Below are 17,048 nucleotides of genomic sequence, written 5' to 3'. Positions count from 1 at the left end.
ACTAAATAAGGAATAATCTGATGACCAAGGTCCTCGTTCTCTACTACTCGTCCTATGGACATATCGAAACTATGGCGCAGGCCATTGCCAAAGGCGCGGCAGACACCGGCGCAGATGTCAGCCTCAAACGCGTCCCTGAACTTGTCCCAGAAGAGGTGGCCAAGTCCGCACATTTCAAAGTGGATCAAGAGGCTCCCTTCGCCGACCCGTCTGAGCTTGCCGACTACGACGCCATCGTCTTCGGCGCACCCACCCGCTTTGGCAACATGGCCTCGCAAATGCGCAACTTCCTTGACCAGACGGGTGGGCTTTGGGCACAAGGCAAATTGATCGGGAAGGTCGGATCAGTGTTCACATCATCCGCCGTCGGCGATGGCAACGAGACAACGATCACCAGCTTCTGGCCTACCCTTGCCCATCACGGGATGGTCATTGCGGGCCTGCCATATTCCAGCCCCGAGCTTTACGACCTGAGCGAAGTGCGCGGTGGCTCGCCCTATGGCGCGTCGACCATCGCAGGCGCCGACGGCTCGCGCACACCGTCTGTTATCGAGCTGAAACTGGCCACCGATCAAGGCCGACATGTGGCGACCCTCGCCGCCAAACTGGCTGCCTGAGCCCACGCCGGAAATCTGAATAGAAACACGATCATCCCAAAAAACGAGTATGGCCGTATTTCGCACACAATCAAGTCCTCACCTCCCTTTGCAAAGACAAGGAATCCACAATGAAAACGCTTCTCTCAACGATCTTCGCAGCCACAATGATGCTCTTGCCGATGAGTATGTCCTCAACGGCGCAGGACACTGATTACATCTCCGCCGAACACAACCTTTCGGCAGAAGATGACCTAGCCATTCGGCAGGTGATTGCACGCCTCAACCATGCGCTCGATGCGGCAGACTATGACCTTTACGCCAGCTTTTTCGCCGAGGACGGTGTGTTTGAGTCAGGTTTCGGTGATGCGATCGGACCCGCGCAGGTCGCGGCAGCCCTTGATCAGGTGCGTCCGTTCATCATCAACAAGCGCCATGTCGCCGGGAACTTCGTGATCAGCGGCGAAGGCGATGATGCTGTAGTCACCACCTATCTGATCGTCTTCGAGCGCGAAGCTGGCCTGGAATACGTGGGCTCCGCGATCAATGTCGACACAATGCGCCGCATCGACGGTGAATGGATGGTTGTGCGTCATGCCTCGACCCTGGACCCCGCAACGGAACGCTACATTCAGGAACAGATGCAGCAACAGTAATCTCTGTTTGAAACGCTTGACGCATCTGTCAGGGATGCCTGATGCGTCAAGCACCAATATAGATGGACAGGACCATGCCCCAACTGCCGACCTCTCTCGAAGACCGAATTCAACAAATCGAAGATCGCAATTACATCCACGAGATGACCAGCCGCTTCGCGGATGCCGCCAATCGAGTTGATGCCCCTGCTTTCCTCGACCTATGGACCCAAGACGCGCTGTGGCAAATCGGGCCACCGATCGACAAGCAATTCTTGGGCCACCATGAGATTGAAAGCGCGTTTCTGGGCCTGCTCTGCAATGCCTGGGAGTTTTTCATCCAGATGCCGTCGGCCCATGTTATCGAGATCGAAGGCGACGAGGCAACATCGCGGTCCTTCGTGAACGAGATCGCGCGGGCCAAGGAAGGCACCGCTAACTATAACCTGGCCGTCTACGAGGACGAGCTTGTGCGCGTCGGGAGCGGCTGGAAATTCGCCAAGCGCAATTACAAGGTTCTGTACCTAGATACTGCGCCGCTTACTGGCACGGCGTATCAACGAAAGGTTTTGACATGAAAGTTCTTGTCGTCGGTGCGACCGGCAATATCGGGCGGCTCACGCTGAAAGCAGTCGCAGAGGCTGGCCACGAAGTTACCGCGTTCGGCCGCAGCGTGGACCGTATTGAGCCGTTCGAAGGCCTTACCATCGAGAAGGGCGATGTCACCTCGGCCACAGATTTGGCGCGGGCCATACCAGGTCATGATGCAGTTATTTTGACTTTTGGCGCACCCTTGAACCGTGAAACCATTTTTCGGGGCACCAACGTTTGTGAAACGGGGACGCGCAATGTGGTAGATGCTATGAAAGCCGCTGGTGTGCCACGCTTGGTCGCTATGACCTCAATCGGTGCCGGCGATAGTTCAGGCCATGGCAGTTGGCCGTTTCGCAATCTCATCAAACCCATCCTGCTTGGCCGTATCATGAAAGATCGCACCGCGCAGGAGGACGTCGTACGCCAAAGTGGACTACCTGAGTGGGTGATCGTTCGGCCATCTGAGCTGACAGATAATGATCGGAGGGACGATCTTCGAGAGATCATCAGTTTTGCGGGACAGCCTGAACCGAGTTCTGTCGCGCGAGCAAGCGTTGCCGCCTACCTTGCCAAAAAGACAACCGACAAAAGCCATGATGGTCAGGCAGTTGTCATATCCAACTAGGTAAGCCTGATGTTGTTTGGTAAACGCAAGCATTTCACGCTTTCACGCGCAGATGGATTAGGCGATTGGACTAATCTCTCATCGCCGCAGGTGTCGTGCCGAACACGCGGCGGATGACGACGGTCATATGGGCTTGGCTGGAAAAGCCCGCGTCATGGGCGATATGGGCCAGCGGGGTTCGCGTGCCGATGATCAGGTCACGGGCAAACTCTGCGCGGCGGCGTAGGATAAAGCTGTAAGGCGTCTCACCGACCATGGATTTGAAGATTGATGAGAATTGTGATGACGACAGGCAGGCTGCGCTCGCCAATTCATCTATCTTCAGGGTCGAATCTGTGAGACGGGCTTCCAGTAGGTCAATAGCACGCTCAATCTCTGCTTGGCGGCCTTTGCGGGCCCAACGGTTGATTTCCGCATTGATGTTGCCGTCTGGGGATGACAGCTGAGCCATACCGCGCGCCGCGATGCCAAGCGCCAGGGCTTCGACGGTGAGTTGGTCAACGGATGTGCCTGCACCACTGGCCTGCATCGTGTAGCGGATCGCAGCGCGGCCCAGATCGGCTGCGGTGCGGTCCCGGTGATACTGCGGGATATGTTCACCGAGTTTGAGGTCGCGGTCTTGCCGCTCAATCCAATCGGCCATGGTGGCATCGCCCATTTCGAGGATGCATCCTGGCAGTTGGTTATCGACAGCCACGCGGTATTCTGTTCCAGACGGACCAAACTGAAGTGTTTCGGCTGGGACGTCCTCTACTTTCATCTGATCAGAGTTCACGGCCATTTTGTGACGCACAGTGTTTAGGTTCACGTCGAACATGTTCACTTCCAGTTTCACATGAAGTTCACAGCGTCCGGGCGGCAGCAAGATCAACCTGATATCCCCTGCTACCAATTCATGCGGCATGGTTATGACACGTGGTGTTGGGCGATGAGATTTAATGGCGTGTTTATCAAGCATGGGCTGTCCTCACTCTCGCATCGCCGCAGGTGTCGTGGAGTGCGTGGCACGCATTAAATGGCGGATACCTGCGCGACCAAGATCAGCCGCCACTCGATCCGAGCGGTATTTAGTGTCAAAAGCCTCTTGCGAGGCAACGATGTTGTCCTTTTCCATCCATCGACGCATCGTATCGTCACGGACTTCCAACAGGCATCCAGGGAGGGGGTTGTCTACACGGAGTTGTAGCGATGTACCTGCGAGGAAAAAGGCAAACGTTTCCGCCTCGATTTTTTGCACCTGACGTTTATCTGAGCAAACAGCAATTTCATGCGTGTTGTGGCCCAAGTTGACATCAAAGGTGTGATGCTCGAATTCAACCTGAAAATCGCATCTGCCTGGTGGAAGTAGGATCAGACGAAGCTCATCTAGATCAACTTCCTGCGGCAAGCTCGGAATACGAGTCTCAGGGTGCGGCTGTTGGGTATTGTGAACGACGTAGGTCATAGCGAATAAGGTATCTCACAAGTTTGAACGGTCAATTTGGGCCTCGAGGTGTTCGGCATAACTGTTTAATTCCGCGCGCAGTTTTGTGTGCTCTAAATCCGCCGCAATTTGCGATAAGTCTTTCAAAGCGGTCACAAGGTCCCGCGCGGCGCGATTGATAGTTGCCATTTCTAATAACATCGGTCCTTTACTGTCTGATAGGGCCGCCAAGTTACGTGCCGTATCATGCAATGCCGCTTGCCAACCCAAAAGAGGTAACGGCTCGTCAGGTGGCTCAAGAATTGCGAGCCGAAAATATAGCGAACAAGCCACCACAAATGCAGATGCGATATCTTCATCAAGCGTATCCTCATGATTAACGGCCATAGCACTGCCTTTCTGGCCTTCCATATGGTCGTGTGGCACGCGCTTCGTCTTTCACAATTCAACTAGTTTTTAACAAAAACGCGTATCAGTTTGCTATTCGCATGCCTGCTGTCTGCTCAGCACCAAAAGTAATTTTATAAAATCCCACTAGGCCAACATGCAAAATATAACACGATTATGCGCTGATTGGGTCATTTTATGTCCCATGGGCAAAGAAAACGCCGAATAAACGCGGAATATACAATGGAATAGGCGCTTTGTGAAATTATCGAAATCATTAGTGGCTACCTACTGACCACGCAACAGTAGGAGTTTCACAATGCGTTCTATCCTTTTCGCCGCTGCCCTTGTCGCAGCACCAACTTTCGCAACTGCACAAGCATTTGACACAGCTGGCATGACCGCTGGTTTGTCTATGCTTGAAACGAATGTAGCTGGCATTCTTGATCAGTATAATATCGATGCGGACCCAACGTCTCTCGACTTGGCGCAAATCGTACAAATTATCAATGTCGTTGAAGAAGATGGCAGCCGAAACATCCGGAGCGCCATCGAAGTTATCGTCGACGGCTCTTAAATCTGGCTTTTACGGGTGCCCACAAGGGCGCCCGTTTTTCATTTTTGGCAAGGCATTTCACATGAATCTTAAACCGCTTCCCTTCCTAGCAGGTGCGGCGCTTTTTTTCGGACACGGAGCTTTAGCGCAGACCATGACTGGCAGTATGTCTCAGGTGACTGCTCATATGGGGCAGATGTCGGTCGAAATAGCTGATGCTGCGCCGATTTCCGAACCAACAAGAAATACGCTTCAGTTTGAGCCTTGGCAGATGGCCGAAGACCTTTTTCGGAACGATGTCGTCTTTTTAATGCGGCACGGCCCGACGGACTGGTCCCGAAGGGATGTGCGAGATGTAGCCCCCACGGATTGCGCCAACCAACGATTGCTCAGTGCTGAAGGCATCAAAGGCATGCAAGAACTCGGAATTTTGTATGCTGGCAATAATCTCAGACCGTCTCGCATTATCGTAAGCGAATGGTGTCGCAATCAGCAAACGATTGACGCGATCATAGACGGGTTCGCTTTGGTTGACCCTGAATATGCGAAAAACGTTACGGTCATCACAGATCCTAGCGTGAATTTACTTCTTTCTCTGCGAGGGGCGCCTAACGTCAGTCGCTTGCGAGAGATGGTGTCACAGTGGCGCGGTGACGATGATACCGAGGGCCCCTTACTGATCATTTCGCACTTTACCAACATCGCTGAACTCACGGAATTTAACGTCTACGAAGGCGAGGCCCTCGTTATTGATCCAACACTTTCTAGCCGTGTTTTAGGCTACGTTCGTTTGCGTGATGCACGTCCAGACGTAGGTCATTTTTCCGTCGATTGAATAATTGTCGCCCGCATTTGAAAGGCTCCTTGCATGTCCTCCCCCCGCTCTCCTTGGCTGCTTGTTAGCGCTTTCATCTCCCTAACTTGTGCGGCGGCATTAGCGCCCCCTGCCTTTTCCCAAGGTTGGGGGCAACCACCTGAAGTAGATGTGGCGAAACCCGTGGTTATGCCGCTTACCGACTATGATATTTACACGTCACGGATCGAAGCTGTGAATGATGTAGAGATCCGTGCGAAAGTCTCGGGCACACTTCAGGAAATTCGCTTCCGGGAAGGTGACACTGTGGTCGAGGATCAGATACTATATGTACTTGATGATCGTCGTGCACGGGCGGACGTTGCTCAGCTGATGGCGCAGGAAGGCCAAGCCGAACAATCGTTGGCACTGGCGCAGACAACTTTTGAGCGTGTCCGAACACTGGCGAATAGACAGGCGGTTTCTCGTGAGGAATTGGACCAAGCACGCGCCGAACTAGCGATTGCCGAAGCGGTTTTAGAGGGGGCTGCTGCAAGCGTGGCGCGCGCAGAGATAGAGCTTGATGACACAATAATACGCGCGCCTTTTACAGGACGTATTGGAGCTTCGAATGTCGATGTTGGTGCGCTTATAGATGGCGGCTCTACTTCGGGGACTTTACTGGCGAAGCTGGTTTCGATTGATCCAGTTGAAGTCGTGTTTGACGCATCAGAAGCCGACTATCTGGCCTATGTACGTCTCGATTTGGCAGGCGAGGCGCGGTCTTCTCGGTCTGCCCCCGCACAAGTCAATGTCCGTTTGTCAGACGAAGACGGGTGGCCCCACGCGGGCGAGATCAACTTTGTTGACAATCGATTGGACCCAGCGTCGGGCACAATTCGCATTCGTGCGAGTGTCGCAAATGCTGATGGCATTTTTGCCCCTGGATTGTTTGCAGACACGCGAGTGCCCCGGTTTGGTCCCTATGACGCTATGCTTGTGCCTGACGAAGTTGTGCTGAGCGATCAAGCGGGCCGTATCGTCTATACTTTGAACGATGATGATACAGTGACTGCCAGTTCTGTCGTCGTAGGGCAGCTTGTTGACGGCATGCGGGTGATACGCAGTGGAATTGAGTCCGATGATTTGGTGGTCCTCAGCAGCCTCATGATGGTGCAGCCAGGGGGTGCAGTTGTACCCACCGAAGTGACACTTGCCGTACCACAGGCAGAGGCCGCGCAATGAGCCCTTCTCGCCTGTTTGTAGACCGCCCTGTTTTTGCAACGGTTTTATCAATCATCATACTTGTCACGGGGATCATCAGCTATTTCACCCTACCCGTATCCGAGTATCCTGAAATTACGCCGCCCACGATCACTGTGAACGCATTCTATCCTGGTGCTTCGGCAGAGACGGTTGCCGAAACTGTCGCAGCCCCGCTGGAGCAAGAGATCAACGGCGTCGATGGTATGATCTACATGCTTTCGCAGTCCACGGGTGATGGGGCAATGGCCATTACGATTAGTTTTGAGCCAGGCATAGATATCGATGCGGCATCAGTGCAGGTGCAAAACAGGGTTACACGCGCCGAGCCAGGCCTGCCAGAGCCCGTGCGCCGACTGGGTGTGACGGTCGAGAAATCCTCCAACACCATTCTTACAATCGTCAATATCATCTCACCAGATGAGTCGCGCGATCAGCTTTATTTGTCGAACTATGCGCGTACCCAAGTGGTTGACCGACTGGCCCGCATCGAAGGGGTTGGTAACGCTCAGGTCTTTGCAGAACGTGCCTTTTCGATGCGTGTATGGCTGGACCCAGATCGCGTCGCCGCCCGCGGTATGACGCCAGGTGATGTGGTTGCTGCTTTGGCCGAAAATAATGCGCAGGTGGCTTCGGGCACGATTGGCCAGCTTCCACTGGACACCCCGTCCGCTTTTCAATTTAGCGTTCAAACGGCAGGGAGGCTAACTGCCCCCGAAGAATTTGAAAATATTGTCGTCAGGCGCGGCGAGGACGGACGCATCACGCGGGTTTCCGACATTGGACGCGTAGAACTTGGCGCACAGAGTTTCTCTATTGCGGGCTATCAAAACACCACAACGTCAATTCCTGTGGCAATTTTTCAGCAGCCAGGATCGAACGCTCTTGCCACGACTGAGGCGGTGATTGCCGAGATTGAGGCGTTGTCCGCAAGCTTTCCCGAAGGACTGGAATACAATATTGTCTACAATCCAACAGAATTTATCGCAGCTTCTATCGACGCGGTTTATGAAACCATCATTGAGGCCGTTTTGTTGGTGATTTTGGTCATTGTCCTGTTTTTGCAATCATGGCGCGCCTCAATAATCCCCGTTTTATCCATACCGATTTCGTTGATTGGCACCTTCGCTTTGCTATATGTACTTGGCTTTTCGCTGAATACGCTAACCCTCTTCGGTTTGGTCTTGGCTATTGGCATCGTGGTGGATGACGCAATCGTTGTTGTCGAGAATGTAGAACGCTTTCTGCGCGAAGGTCTAAGCCCCAAAGAAGCGGCAAGGCGTACCATGGATGAGGTTGGCAGCGCGTTGGTCGCTATCGGCTTGGTCCTTGGCGCGGTGTTTGTTCCTGCGGCTTTCGTCACAGGGGTCACCGGCGCTTTCTATAGCCAGTTTGCTCTAACCATTGTGTCTGCCACTACGATTTCTGTTTTTGTTTCGCTCACTTTATCGCCTGCCTTGTCGGGGGTGCTTATGCGCAGACCTGTTCAAAACCCAAAAGGGGTCGGGTGGCTGACCTCGGCCTTTTCGAATGGGTTCAATGCTGTGTTTGATCGCATCTCAAATGGCTATGCGGCACTGACCCGCCTCTTAATTCGTATCAGCCCTCTTGTCCTCTTGATTTATGTGGGCCTGATTGCTCTGACGGTTGTGGTATTCATGCGCACTCCAACGGGCTTTATCCCTGCACAGGACAAAGGTTATTTTATTGCCGCCTTGCAGCTCCCCCCTGGCTCGGCTTTGCCTAGAACACAAGCAGCATTGGAAGAGATCACCGAAATCGCTCTCGAACATCCCGGTGTCCGCGCGACGACAGGTTTTGCAGGATTTGACGGCGCAACTTTTACGGCGACCACAAATGGGGCCGCGATTTTTGTATCGCTCGAACCGTTTGAAGAGCGCATTGCACAAGGCCACACGATCGGTTCGATCATCAACGATCTTCAGGGACAAGTCGCCGCTGTAGATGAAGCCATGGTGTTTCTGTTACAGCCCCCGCCCGTAGACGGTCTCGGCAATTCAGGCGGATGGACACTTTACTTACAAGACCGTCAGGGTCGCGGAATTCCTGCGCTGGAGGCACAACTCGGCGCCTTTGCTGGGGCTCTCAATCAAGACCCTGCCATCGCCAGCGCGTTTTCGCTTTTCAATGCTGGCACGCCTCGCATCTTTGCTGACATTGATCGTGAAAAGGCTGAAATCTTGAATGTCCGCCCCTCGGCAGTGAATGAGATGCTCGAGATTTATCTTGGGTCGGCTTATGTCAACGATTTCACGTTTCTCGGACGAAATTTCCAAGTGACAGCCCAAGCCGATGCCGCGTGGCGTGATGACTTGCGCGATATTGCAAACTACCGGGTTCGTTCAGAAACGGGTGCCATGGTCCCTATGGGAAGCGTGGCTGAATTTGACTACACGACGGGGCCGAACCGCGTGCCTCGATACAATCTGTTCACCGCAGCCGAAGTGCAAGGCGATGCGGCACCAGGTGTTTCTAGCACGGACGCGCTCAACGCAATCGAAGCACTAGCCGATCAAGTCCTTGCGGAGGGCTATGAAATCGAATGGACGGGCTTATCGTTTCAAGAACGCAACGCAGGCAACACAAGTGGGATCGTATTTGCGCTTGCTGTAGTCTTTGTTTTCTTGGTGCTCGCGGCGCTCTATGAAAGTTGGGTGCTGCCGTTCGCGGTGATCCTGATCGTGCCGATGTGTCTGTTGGCTGCGATGGTAGGGGTAAACATCCGCGGACTTGATAACAGTATCCTTACGCAAATAGGCTTGATCGTTCTCATCGCGTTGGCCGCTAAGAACGCAATCCTGATCGTAGAATTTGCCCGCAAAGCCGAAATGACGGGAACGAACCGTATAGAAGCCGCCGTAGAGGCAGCGCGGCTGCGCCTGCGCCCTATTTTGATGACTTCGTTGGCTTTCATCTTGGGCGTTATCCCGTTGGTCATCGCCTCGGGTGCAGGTTTTGAAGCGCGTCAGGCCCTTGGGACTGCCGTTTTTGCGGGGATGATTGGTGTTACAGGCTTTGGCCTTCTGCTCACTCCCGTTTTTTATGTTGCGTGTCGCACCGTCAGCGGCTGGTTCAATCGAAGCGCACCGCAACCAACTGGAGTTTGAACCATGCCAATGAAACCTTTTTTATTGCTTACAGTGTGCGCTGTGGCTGCCTGTTCACAAGTTGGGCCCAATTTCGTTGCGCCGTCCACGGGCGTAGATGCACAAACGACTTTACCTTCGGCGAAAGGACCATCGGTGAAAACCGCAAAGCAGTCTGTTCCCTCATGGTGGTCGGAAGTGCGCGACCCCCATCTTGGCAAATTGGTAAACCTTGCCTTTGAAACAAACGCTGATCTACGGATTGCAGATGCTAACCTGCGGGCTGCGCGGGCACTTTTAGGCGAAACAAAAGCCGCGCAGGGGCCGTCCGCCATACTGGATGCCAGCACGGAACGAAGCCGCATTGCCACACCCACCGGAGCGGGTTCGCGCAATAGCACGGCCGGCCCAACAAATGTTTCCGCAACCCTGACCTGGGAGTTGGATCTTTTTGGGCGTGTGGCGCGTCAACTCGAGGCGCGGCGCGCGAATGAACAGGTTGCCGTTGCCTTGCGCGCTGACATATTGCGCTTGGTCGCAGCGGATATCGCTCTTGCTTATGTGGATCTGCGGGAAGCTCAACAACGTCGCGCTGTCGCGATGCGGAATTTGGAAAATCAGCGTGAAACAGTGCGCATAACCTCGGCTTTGGTTGATGCAGGTAGAGGCACCGAAATAGACACGGTTCGTGTACGCGCCGCCTTACTAAGCACGCAAGCAACACTGCCCACGTTTCGCGCCGCGGAACGGGCGGCTCTCAATCGTTTGACAACACTGATTGGACGCAATCCAGGCACTTTGGACCAAGAGCTTGCGCCGCGTGGGGCTTTGCCTCGGTTGCCGCAAGTCGTCACCGTGAATTCTGCACAAAACCTTTTGCGGCAAAGGCCTGACATTCGCGCAGCCGAAAGTGCGCTTAGAGAAGCCACTGCGGAGATCGGTGTTAACACGGCTGATTTGTTTCCATCAATCCAGCTTTCGGGTCGAGTAGGTGCCTCTTCGGGACGTCCATCTGATTTGTCGTCCTCTGGCGCTTCATTTTTTGGTCTTGGACCCTCTGTGTCGCTGGCGCTGTTTGACCGAAATGCGATTCATCAACGCGTTGCACAAGCCAAGGCGGCGGCAGATGCCGATTTGGCGCGCTACCAACAAACCATCATAACCGCTCTAAGTGAAGCTGATACGGCTCTTGCTGCTTTCGTTAGAGAAAAGGAAAGGCTTTTCTTGCTGCAGAAAAGTGTAGATGCATCTCGGCGCGCGACCGAGTTAGCACGTATTCAGTTCGAAAGCGGGTCGGAGCCTTTGCTGACGGTTCTTGATGCGGAACGTTCACTTTTAACAGCCGAAGACGAAACTGTCGTATCGCAAGCTAGCGAAGCAAGAGCATTGATATTGGTGTACCGCGCGTTTGGTGGGGGCGGTTCTATTGTGCCTTAAAGCGAATACTAAGTTCGGAGCATTTTGTCTATTTGGTCAAGTGCTACTTTGGGGCTTAGACAGGGTACATGCATGGCAGCATTATTTACGAGGAGCTTTTGTCTATGTCCGTTTCGATCACTTGCACCTGTGCGGGTCGTTATGGGTTTTAAAAGCAGTAAGCCGCGTTCCAAGGCTTCCAATAGGGTTGTGACCCAGCCATTCATTAATTTCGATCGCAGGTCGAATAGCGGCCATTTGTGCACCGCGCGGCATCTGTCGAAATGGGCTCTTCACTTTCATTTGATCGAGCGCAGCAAGTTCGCAGGCAAGTTATCAACGGCGCTTGCAGAACGGCCCTTGGGAGACCTTTAGCGTGCTAGTCGATTGCTGCGATCGCAATCCGCATTGCTGCCTTTCGCTGCGGATGCTCGATTTCATGACTGCCACATATCTCGCCTTCGGCAATTTTCTGACATTCGCTGCGGCTATGTCGTAAGCTGAAAATTTAGTCCCTTGAGAGATTGTAAATGTGCCGCGGCATCATCACATAAAGTTGAACAACTAAAGATTAAGGAGTATTGATGAATAGGCAGTCGGACATTGGGTACGGGTACAACACAGCGATTGAGAAACTGGCAGAGGAGCTGGCAGTACCACAAGATCGCTTTGATCAGGCCGAAAGTCGTTACAAGGATCTTGGTGAATTCCTACACCGCGACGAGTCCAAGGTGCGTGAGTTCGATCCAGACGTCTATGTTCAAGGTTCCTTTGCCTTGGGGACCCCAATTAAGCCCGCCTCTTCAAACGAGGACTATGATCTGGACATCGTCGTTGCATTCCGTTCCTTGAACAAAATGTCGATCACGCAAGCTGATCTGCGTAGGCTTCTGAAGGATGAGCTCAAAGCGTATCGAAAAACTCGCGGTATTAGTAGCGAGGTGGGAGAGTCCCGCAGGTGTTGCACATTGGTTTATGCCGACGGAGCGCAGTTTCACATGGACGTGCTGCCCGCTGTGCCGAACGAAGCAAAAATGCGTTTGCTTTTGTCTTCATACATGGCCGACGAAGCCCTGGCTGAAGGGGAAATTGCCATCACCGATTCCGACGAGACAGCCACATACAACGTCATCACAGACGACTGGCCTCGAAGTAACCCACGTGGCTTTGCTTCCTGGTTCAAATCGAGACAAATCGAACAACTGAATGAAAGACGTCGTGCGTTCTTGGATGCGCAAGGCAAAGTGACCGCCAGTGTGGAGGATGTGCCTGTTTTTCGGGTCCGGACGCCTCTCCAGTCCTCGATTATGATCCTCAAGCGGCATCGAGACGAATGGTTCGCTGAGAAGAACCCGGATTTGAAGGTTATAAGCATCATCTTAACGACGCTGTCCAGCCACGCGTACTCCGGTGAAAACAGAGTGTCAGATGCAATAGCGAAGATTCTTCGCGACATGCATCTCGCTATAGAGCAGCGAGGTAGCATATCTTGGATCCCGAACCCGACCGACCCTTCTGAAAACTTCGCTGATCGCTGGGAAATGTATCCAGAGCGGCGGACGGCTTTCTTCAAGTGGCTAGAAGCAGCTCGGCAAGATTTCGGCGCGGTGCAAAAGTTCTCTGATGCAGGTATCGTCTTGAATGAGCTTGCGCTTAGCCTCGGGAAACCATTGACGGAAGCAACCCAATCAAGAGTCGCGTCGTCAGCTGGATCGCGTGCGGCAACAGCCGCACCAGCTGTCGCGGGTGGTGCCTCCGGCCCTGGCCTTGTGTTTGGAGAAGAAGAACGCAGACCAACGGAGCCTAAGGGCTTTGGTTGATGAGCTTCGTCCAGAATGAAGAGCGGCTAGTTCGAGAGTGTGAAGAGCTTTCGGAGCTAGAAAGGCTTTCAGATTGGCTCCAGGATGGTAGTTTTGGCCAAGATAGAAACGGCCTAGTCTGTTGGTCATTCACATTGTTGACAAAGGGCAGGCGAATTCCTTTGCGCATGGTCTTCCCGGTACTTTTTCCAGATTTGCCACCTTTTGTGGTTCCGGCAGATGACACCATTACGCTTTCGCAGCACCAATATGGAGCGGGTGGCGAGCTTTGCCTCCAATACAGATCCGACAATTGGCATCCGGATTGTAAGAGTACAGATGTGGTTCGAAGTGCCAAAGCGCTCATCGACGCCACGCCCGCCAACGACGCCATATCTGATGTTGTGAGTGCTCATCCAACCGATCTGCCGACGGTGCTTGCAGCATATCCATTACGATTCATGCTCCCACCAAAGACCGCAGACCTACTAAGGGTTCGGTTGGCTGGGCGCGCAACCGAACTTCGCCTAACTTTAGAGCACAGGTTGGGAACAATGGAAACGCAGGTAGCACGCGTCGCCTCCGTTGGGCATGATCAGGGATTGCGAGTTCCAGCCGATGGCCCAGGGGTTGGAGGCAAGTGGGTTCGAGGGGTCCTTTACCGCTTGCCAGGCATTCAGAAGATTCCCGATCTCACTGCGCATGACGTCGAGGAGCAACTCTTTTTTCTTTTGCCTCATTGGTTGCGAGCATGGATCAACAGACATGAGAGTTTGCTGGTCGTACTTTCGAACGGCAGACAAGAGGTTTTGTTCCGTGTTTGGTATACGGATAATGAGCGGAAGATCGACCTGTTTCATACGTTCGCTCCTCCCTTAGCAAAGGAACGGAGAGTTCATGGACAGACGTTCAGAAAATCCAGTGTTTGTATCGTTGGAGCTGGATCTCTCGGATCAAAGGTTGCCGCAAGCCTGGCGCGCGAAGGTGTCGGGCAATTCATGCTGCTCGACAACGATGTCCTTTGGACCGACAACTTGGTTCGAAATGAATTGGACGAGCTGGATGTCGGACATCATAAAGCAATGTCGCTCCAGCACAGGCTGCTTCGCATAAACCCAAATGTCCGAGTCTCCGCGCTTGGTATGAGCCTAACATCACAGTCAACTGTTCAAAACATTGCCAAGCTTGGCGAGATCGTCAGTTCTTGTGATCTCGTTATCGACACAACGGCTGATAGCGGCGTATTTCGTATGGCAGCAGCAATCTGTACGCAGAAGAGAAAGCCGCTGGTTTGGGCACGCGTCTACGCTGGCGGAATTGGCGGGCTGGTTGCACGCAGCGTTCCGAACGAGGACCCGGCTCCTTTGGTTGCCGCTTCTCAACTACAGGCTTGGTGTGATGCCAAAGGCGAAGCGCCGCCGGAAGGACAACAGCGCAATTATGGCCTTCAAGTGGAGGGCCATGAACAGCCACTAGTCGCCTCCGATGGCGACGTGGGAGCGATCGGAAGTAGATTGGTTCGCCATGCGCTGGATGTGCTCTCGCCTCAAGAAATGAGGATCCATCCCGAGCCTGCTTACTTCGTCGGCCTTCGGAAAGGATGGATCTTTGAGCATCCGTTCGACACGCATCCCGTTGTCTATAGCTCAAATGCTGGTTGGGGCGAAGGGGAGGATGGCGACAATGGTCTCCCTTCAGAGAAGGTCTTGGACCAGCTGGGGGTCAATTATGCCCCTTAGTCTGACAATTCCTCCCGCACAATGGAGTGCTATGCGAGAGTGCCTGGAAACAGGTGGTCTCCGAGAGATCGGCGGTTGGTTGGCTGCAGAACAGCTTGCGCCCGGAAAGTTCGAACTGGTCGGTTTCACAGTTGACCTAGCCGTTGGAACGTACAATCGCTTTGCTAGTCTTCCTACCACACATGGCGCTCAACTTGATGGCATTTTAGCTGCGAATGCGGACAGAAGTGGACGAGTGGACTATTTAGGTGAATGGCATTCGCATCCGACTTTCCCGCCAGCACCCAGTGAAATTGACTTAGCCGCAATGACGAAGATGGTTGAGGAAAGTGGGCCTTCGTTTGCGACATTGCTCATTGTTCGCCTGTTGGGTGCGGCGGTGCTCCAGGCCACACTCACGACTTTCCAACGTGGTCTACCACCTGAACAAGGACAGTTGATAATTGACCACGATCGCCAGGCACCGGTTCTTTTTGGGTTGGATGTGAACACAAAAAATGGGAGGCAGAGCTAATGTCGAACAGAGGGAAGCAACTAAGAGAAGTCACAAAACTGCTGGTTTGGGCGCGCGCTGCTGGTCGATGCCAATTCAAAAATTGCCAAAAAACCCTCGACCATGATCTGATTGCTGGAAAGGCGGAAATCAATGCTGCTTATCTGGCCCATGTCGTCGCTTCTTCGCCGAAAGGCCCGAGAGGGCACCCCACGCGGTCGCACCAGTTATCGGATGATGCATCAAACATAATGCTCATGTGCGATGTCCATCATCGCATAATCGATGGCAAAAGGACCTGGCAGGATTTCCCAGAGGCGCTGTTGCTGCAGTGGAAAAGGGAGCATGAGGAGTGGGTCGATCTGGCTTTATCCTCGGGTCCAGACAGCCGTTCCCATATTCTACAGTTCTCCGCTCCGATTGGTCCCAACGAAACGGCTGTACCGTTTGACGACTGCGTTTTTGCGATCATGCCGGATCGGACGCCTGCCGAAAGGAGATCAATTGAGATTAAGGTGCGCGGTATGCACTTCCAGGACAGCGAAGAATCTTACTGGAACGTGCAACCTGAAACTCTAAGGCATGGCGTCTCACAGAATGTGAGAGGTAGATTTGAGAGCGGTGACATCCGCCATCTTTCGATTTTTGGCCTTGCCCCGATCCCGCTCCTGATGGAACTTGGTCGTCTTGTCTCCGACATTTCGGATGTTGATGTGTACGAACGCCATCGTGAACCTGCTCAATGGAAATGGCCTGAAGACGGGCCCGAAGTGAATTTCTCGCGCGCTAAAGGTCGAGAGGGCTCGAAAAATGTGGCGCTAAAGCTTTCGGTGACATCGCACATAACAGATGATCGCGTTACAGATGTACTTGGTGACGATGTATCGATTTGGGATATTTCCAGTGATCCACAAGCTCATGGCGTGATCCGCCACAAAAGCGATCTAAGCCGATACAGATCCATCGTCCGAGCGACGCTTGATGAGATCAAGAACGCGCACGGGATGGATGTCACACTATCCATATTTCCCGCTGTCCCTGTTTCGTGTGCCATCGAATTTGGCAGGGTTTGGCAGCCAAAAGTACACCCTGGTATTGAAATTTTTGATCAAGTTCGCGGGAAAGGCTTCACACGCAGACTGTCATTCAACCCATCCTCTTCGAAACTCAAATGACAGAGAACACTACGGTCATTGCTGAACATCCTAAGCATTACCTTACGCAATCAACCGGTTGCAGCATTTACCGCTCGCGTTGACGTATTGAACGTCCGCTTATTCAGAAACTAGTGCGATACTCACGGTTGCAGCGAAAGTCTGCTTCCCGCCCAAATTACTCGTCTAAACTTCCTCTTCAACCTCTGTTCGACACCCCTTTAACGCCTGTTCAAGCCCACTTTCAGACTGGACTATGGGCGGCTCATTGAGCGTACTGGAGATACCTAAACCCGAGCCCGCCTGCAGAGCGGGCTTGTCGCAGTAGGGCGGGGCGTCCCGCTTTTTGCGACAGGAGGGTATTTTGCAAATCGGTAATTTGGAACGATTGAGGAGTGGTTCCAGCGACGCTCGCTTTGAGGCGATAGGTCAGCTTGATCGCGCGGGGTGCAAGGCGGCATGGCAGCA

17 protein-coding genes are annotated in these 17,048 nt (G+C 53.3%); 13 read left to right on the top strand and 4 right to left on the bottom strand.

From position 1 onward, the window contains the following. Nucleotides 1-20 precede the first annotated feature (20 nt). The 4 genes from wrbA to L1065_RS14885 all read left to right on the top strand — a co-directional run bounded on the left by wrbA (nucleotide 21) and on the right by L1065_RS14885 (nucleotide 2,450). Nucleotides 21-617 carry an NAD(P)H:quinone oxidoreductase gene (gene wrbA, locus L1065_RS14900; protein ID WP_237096304.1) on the top strand — a complete coding sequence of 199 codons (597 nt, stop codon included), beginning with the start codon at nucleotides 21-23 and terminating at the stop codon, nucleotides 615-617. 110 nt (nucleotides 618-727) lie between these two features. Then, nucleotides 728-1,252, top strand: coding sequence for a nuclear transport factor 2 family protein (locus L1065_RS14895; protein WP_237096303.1), 525 nt, complete (start codon nucleotides 728-730; stop codon nucleotides 1,250-1,252). Between the two features lie 74 nt (nucleotides 1,253-1,326). Beyond that, a complete protein-coding gene (locus tag L1065_RS14890; protein WP_237096302.1) occupies nucleotides 1,327-1,809 on the top strand; it encodes a nuclear transport factor 2 family protein in 483 nt (160 codons plus the stop codon). Further along, nucleotides 1,806-2,450 (top strand): NAD(P)-dependent oxidoreductase, encoded by a 645-nt coding sequence (locus tag L1065_RS14885; protein WP_237096301.1) that lies wholly within the window; start codon nucleotides 1,806-1,808, stop codon nucleotides 2,448-2,450. Before L1065_RS14890 ends, L1065_RS14885 begins: the two co-directional genes overlap by 4 nt. A 70-nt stretch (nucleotides 2,451-2,520) precedes the next feature. On the opposite strand, the gene L1065_RS14880 is transcribed toward L1065_RS14885, so the two are convergent. Genes L1065_RS14880 through L1065_RS14870 form a run of 3 tightly spaced genes read right to left on the bottom strand, consistent with a single transcriptional unit; the run spans nucleotide 2,521 to nucleotide 4,260 of the window. Further along, nucleotides 2,521-3,408, bottom strand: a complete 888-nt coding sequence (locus L1065_RS14880) for a helix-turn-helix transcriptional regulator (protein ID WP_237096300.1) — start codon at nucleotides 3,406-3,408, stop codon at nucleotides 2,521-2,523. A 9-nt stretch (nucleotides 3,409-3,417) separates the two neighbouring features. After that, nucleotides 3,418-3,894 (bottom strand): hypothetical protein, encoded by a 477-nt coding sequence (locus L1065_RS14875; RefSeq protein WP_237096299.1) that lies wholly within the window; start codon nucleotides 3,892-3,894, stop codon nucleotides 3,418-3,420. A gap of 15 nt (nucleotides 3,895-3,909) precedes the next feature. Continuing rightward, a complete protein-coding gene (locus L1065_RS14870; RefSeq protein WP_237096298.1) occupies nucleotides 3,910-4,260 on the bottom strand; it encodes a hypothetical protein in 351 nt (116 codons plus the stop codon). A 319-nt stretch (nucleotides 4,261-4,579) separates the two neighbouring features. Here L1065_RS14870 and L1065_RS14865 point away from each other — a divergent pair, with 319 nt between their 5' ends. The 9 genes from L1065_RS14865 to L1065_RS14825 all read left to right on the top strand — a co-directional run bounded on the left by L1065_RS14865 (nucleotide 4,580) and on the right by L1065_RS14825 (nucleotide 16,601). Further along, nucleotides 4,580-4,837 (top strand): hypothetical protein, encoded by a 258-nt coding sequence (locus L1065_RS14865; protein ID WP_237096297.1) that lies wholly within the window; start codon nucleotides 4,580-4,582, stop codon nucleotides 4,835-4,837. A gap of 61 nt (nucleotides 4,838-4,898) precedes the next feature. Then, a complete protein-coding gene (locus L1065_RS14860; RefSeq protein WP_237096296.1) occupies nucleotides 4,899-5,651 on the top strand; it encodes a histidine phosphatase family protein in 753 nt (250 codons plus the stop codon). A 150-nt stretch (nucleotides 5,652-5,801) separates the two neighbouring features. Further along, complete coding sequence (locus tag L1065_RS14855) at nucleotides 5,802-6,854, top strand: efflux RND transporter periplasmic adaptor subunit (RefSeq protein ID WP_237096295.1); 1,053 nt, start codon at nucleotides 5,802-5,804, stop codon at nucleotides 6,852-6,854. Next, entirely contained in the window at nucleotides 6,851-10,000 is a 3,150-nt protein-coding gene (locus L1065_RS14850; RefSeq protein ID WP_237096294.1) for an efflux RND transporter permease subunit, read from the top strand. Before L1065_RS14855 ends, L1065_RS14850 begins: the two co-directional genes overlap by 4 nt. A 3-nt stretch (nucleotides 10,001-10,003) precedes the next feature. After that, a complete protein-coding gene (locus L1065_RS14845; RefSeq protein WP_370641201.1) occupies nucleotides 10,004-11,416 on the top strand; it encodes an efflux transporter outer membrane subunit in 1,413 nt (470 codons plus the stop codon). A 563-nt stretch (nucleotides 11,417-11,979) separates the two neighbouring features. Further along, nucleotides 11,980-13,215 carry a nucleotidyltransferase gene (locus L1065_RS14840; RefSeq protein ID WP_237096292.1) on the top strand — a complete coding sequence of 412 codons (1,236 nt, stop codon included), beginning with the start codon at nucleotides 11,980-11,982 and terminating at the stop codon, nucleotides 13,213-13,215. After that, nucleotides 13,215-14,933 (top strand): ThiF family adenylyltransferase, encoded by a 1,719-nt coding sequence (locus tag L1065_RS14835; RefSeq protein WP_237096291.1) that lies wholly within the window; start codon nucleotides 13,215-13,217, stop codon nucleotides 14,931-14,933. Before L1065_RS14840 ends, L1065_RS14835 begins: the two co-directional genes overlap by 1 nt. Next, entirely contained in the window at nucleotides 14,845-15,447 is a 603-nt protein-coding gene (locus L1065_RS14830) for a Mov34/MPN/PAD-1 family protein (RefSeq protein WP_370641200.1), read from the top strand. Before L1065_RS14835 ends, L1065_RS14830 begins: the two co-directional genes overlap by 89 nt. Continuing rightward, a complete protein-coding gene (locus L1065_RS14825; RefSeq protein WP_237096289.1) occupies nucleotides 15,447-16,601 on the top strand; it encodes an SAVED domain-containing protein in 1,155 nt (384 codons plus the stop codon). The genes L1065_RS14830 and L1065_RS14825 overlap by 1 nt, the downstream gene beginning before the upstream one ends. A 244-nt stretch (nucleotides 16,602-16,845) precedes the next feature. On the opposite strand, the gene L1065_RS14820 is transcribed toward L1065_RS14825, so the two are convergent. Next, nucleotides 16,846-17,048, bottom strand: a 203-nt coding sequence (locus tag L1065_RS14820) for a hypothetical protein (protein WP_237096288.1), incomplete at its 5' end; no start/stop codon positions are given.

Source organism: Nereida sp. MMG025 (assembly GCF_021654165.1).
Taxonomy (GTDB): domain Bacteria; phylum Pseudomonadota; class Alphaproteobacteria; order Rhodobacterales; family Rhodobacteraceae; genus Nereida.
The sequence above is the reverse complement of the archived record's forward strand: the minus strand, read 5'-3'. Positions and strand labels throughout refer to the sequence as shown.

Bases quoted from the DNA above. Each gene is read 5' to 3' on its own strand.
- L1065_RS14860 (WP_237096296.1), top strand. From the start codon at position 4,899: ATGAATCTTAAACCGCTTCCCTTCCTAGCAGGTGCGGCGCTTTTTTTC.
- L1065_RS14825 (WP_237096289.1), top strand. From the start codon at position 15,447: ATGTCGAACAGAGGGAAGCAACTAAGAGAAGTCACAAAACTGCTGGTT.
- L1065_RS14885 (WP_237096301.1), top strand. From the start codon at position 1,806: ATGAAAGTTCTTGTCGTCGGTGCGACCGGCAATATCGGGCGGCTCACG.
- L1065_RS14895 (WP_237096303.1), top strand. From the start codon at position 728: ATGAAAACGCTTCTCTCAACGATCTTCGCAGCCACAATGATGCTCTTG.
- L1065_RS14880 (WP_237096300.1), bottom strand. From the start codon at position 3,408: ATGCTTGATAAACACGCCATTAAATCTCATCGCCCAACACCACGTGTC.
- L1065_RS14845 (WP_370641201.1), top strand. From the start codon at position 10,004: ATGCCAATGAAACCTTTTTTATTGCTTACAGTGTGCGCTGTGGCTGCC.
- L1065_RS14840 (WP_237096292.1), top strand. From the start codon at position 11,980: ATGAATAGGCAGTCGGACATTGGGTACGGGTACAACACAGCGATTGAG.
- L1065_RS14865 (WP_237096297.1), top strand. From the start codon at position 4,580: ATGCGTTCTATCCTTTTCGCCGCTGCCCTTGTCGCAGCACCAACTTTC.
- L1065_RS14870 (WP_237096298.1), bottom strand. From the start codon at position 4,260: ATGGCCGTTAATCATGAGGATACGCTTGATGAAGATATCGCATCTGCA.
- wrbA (WP_237096304.1), top strand. From the start codon at position 21: ATGACCAAGGTCCTCGTTCTCTACTACTCGTCCTATGGACATATCGAA.
- L1065_RS14850 (WP_237096294.1), top strand. From the start codon at position 6,851: ATGAGCCCTTCTCGCCTGTTTGTAGACCGCCCTGTTTTTGCAACGGTT.
- L1065_RS14830 (WP_370641200.1), top strand. From the start codon at position 14,845: ATGCTGGTTGGGGCGAAGGGGAGGATGGCGACAATGGTCTCCCTTCAG.
- L1065_RS14890 (WP_237096302.1), top strand. From the start codon at position 1,327: ATGCCCCAACTGCCGACCTCTCTCGAAGACCGAATTCAACAAATCGAA.
- L1065_RS14835 (WP_237096291.1), top strand. From the start codon at position 13,215: ATGAGCTTCGTCCAGAATGAAGAGCGGCTAGTTCGAGAGTGTGAAGAG.
- L1065_RS14875 (WP_237096299.1), bottom strand. From the start codon at position 3,894: ATGACCTACGTCGTTCACAATACCCAACAGCCGCACCCTGAGACTCGT.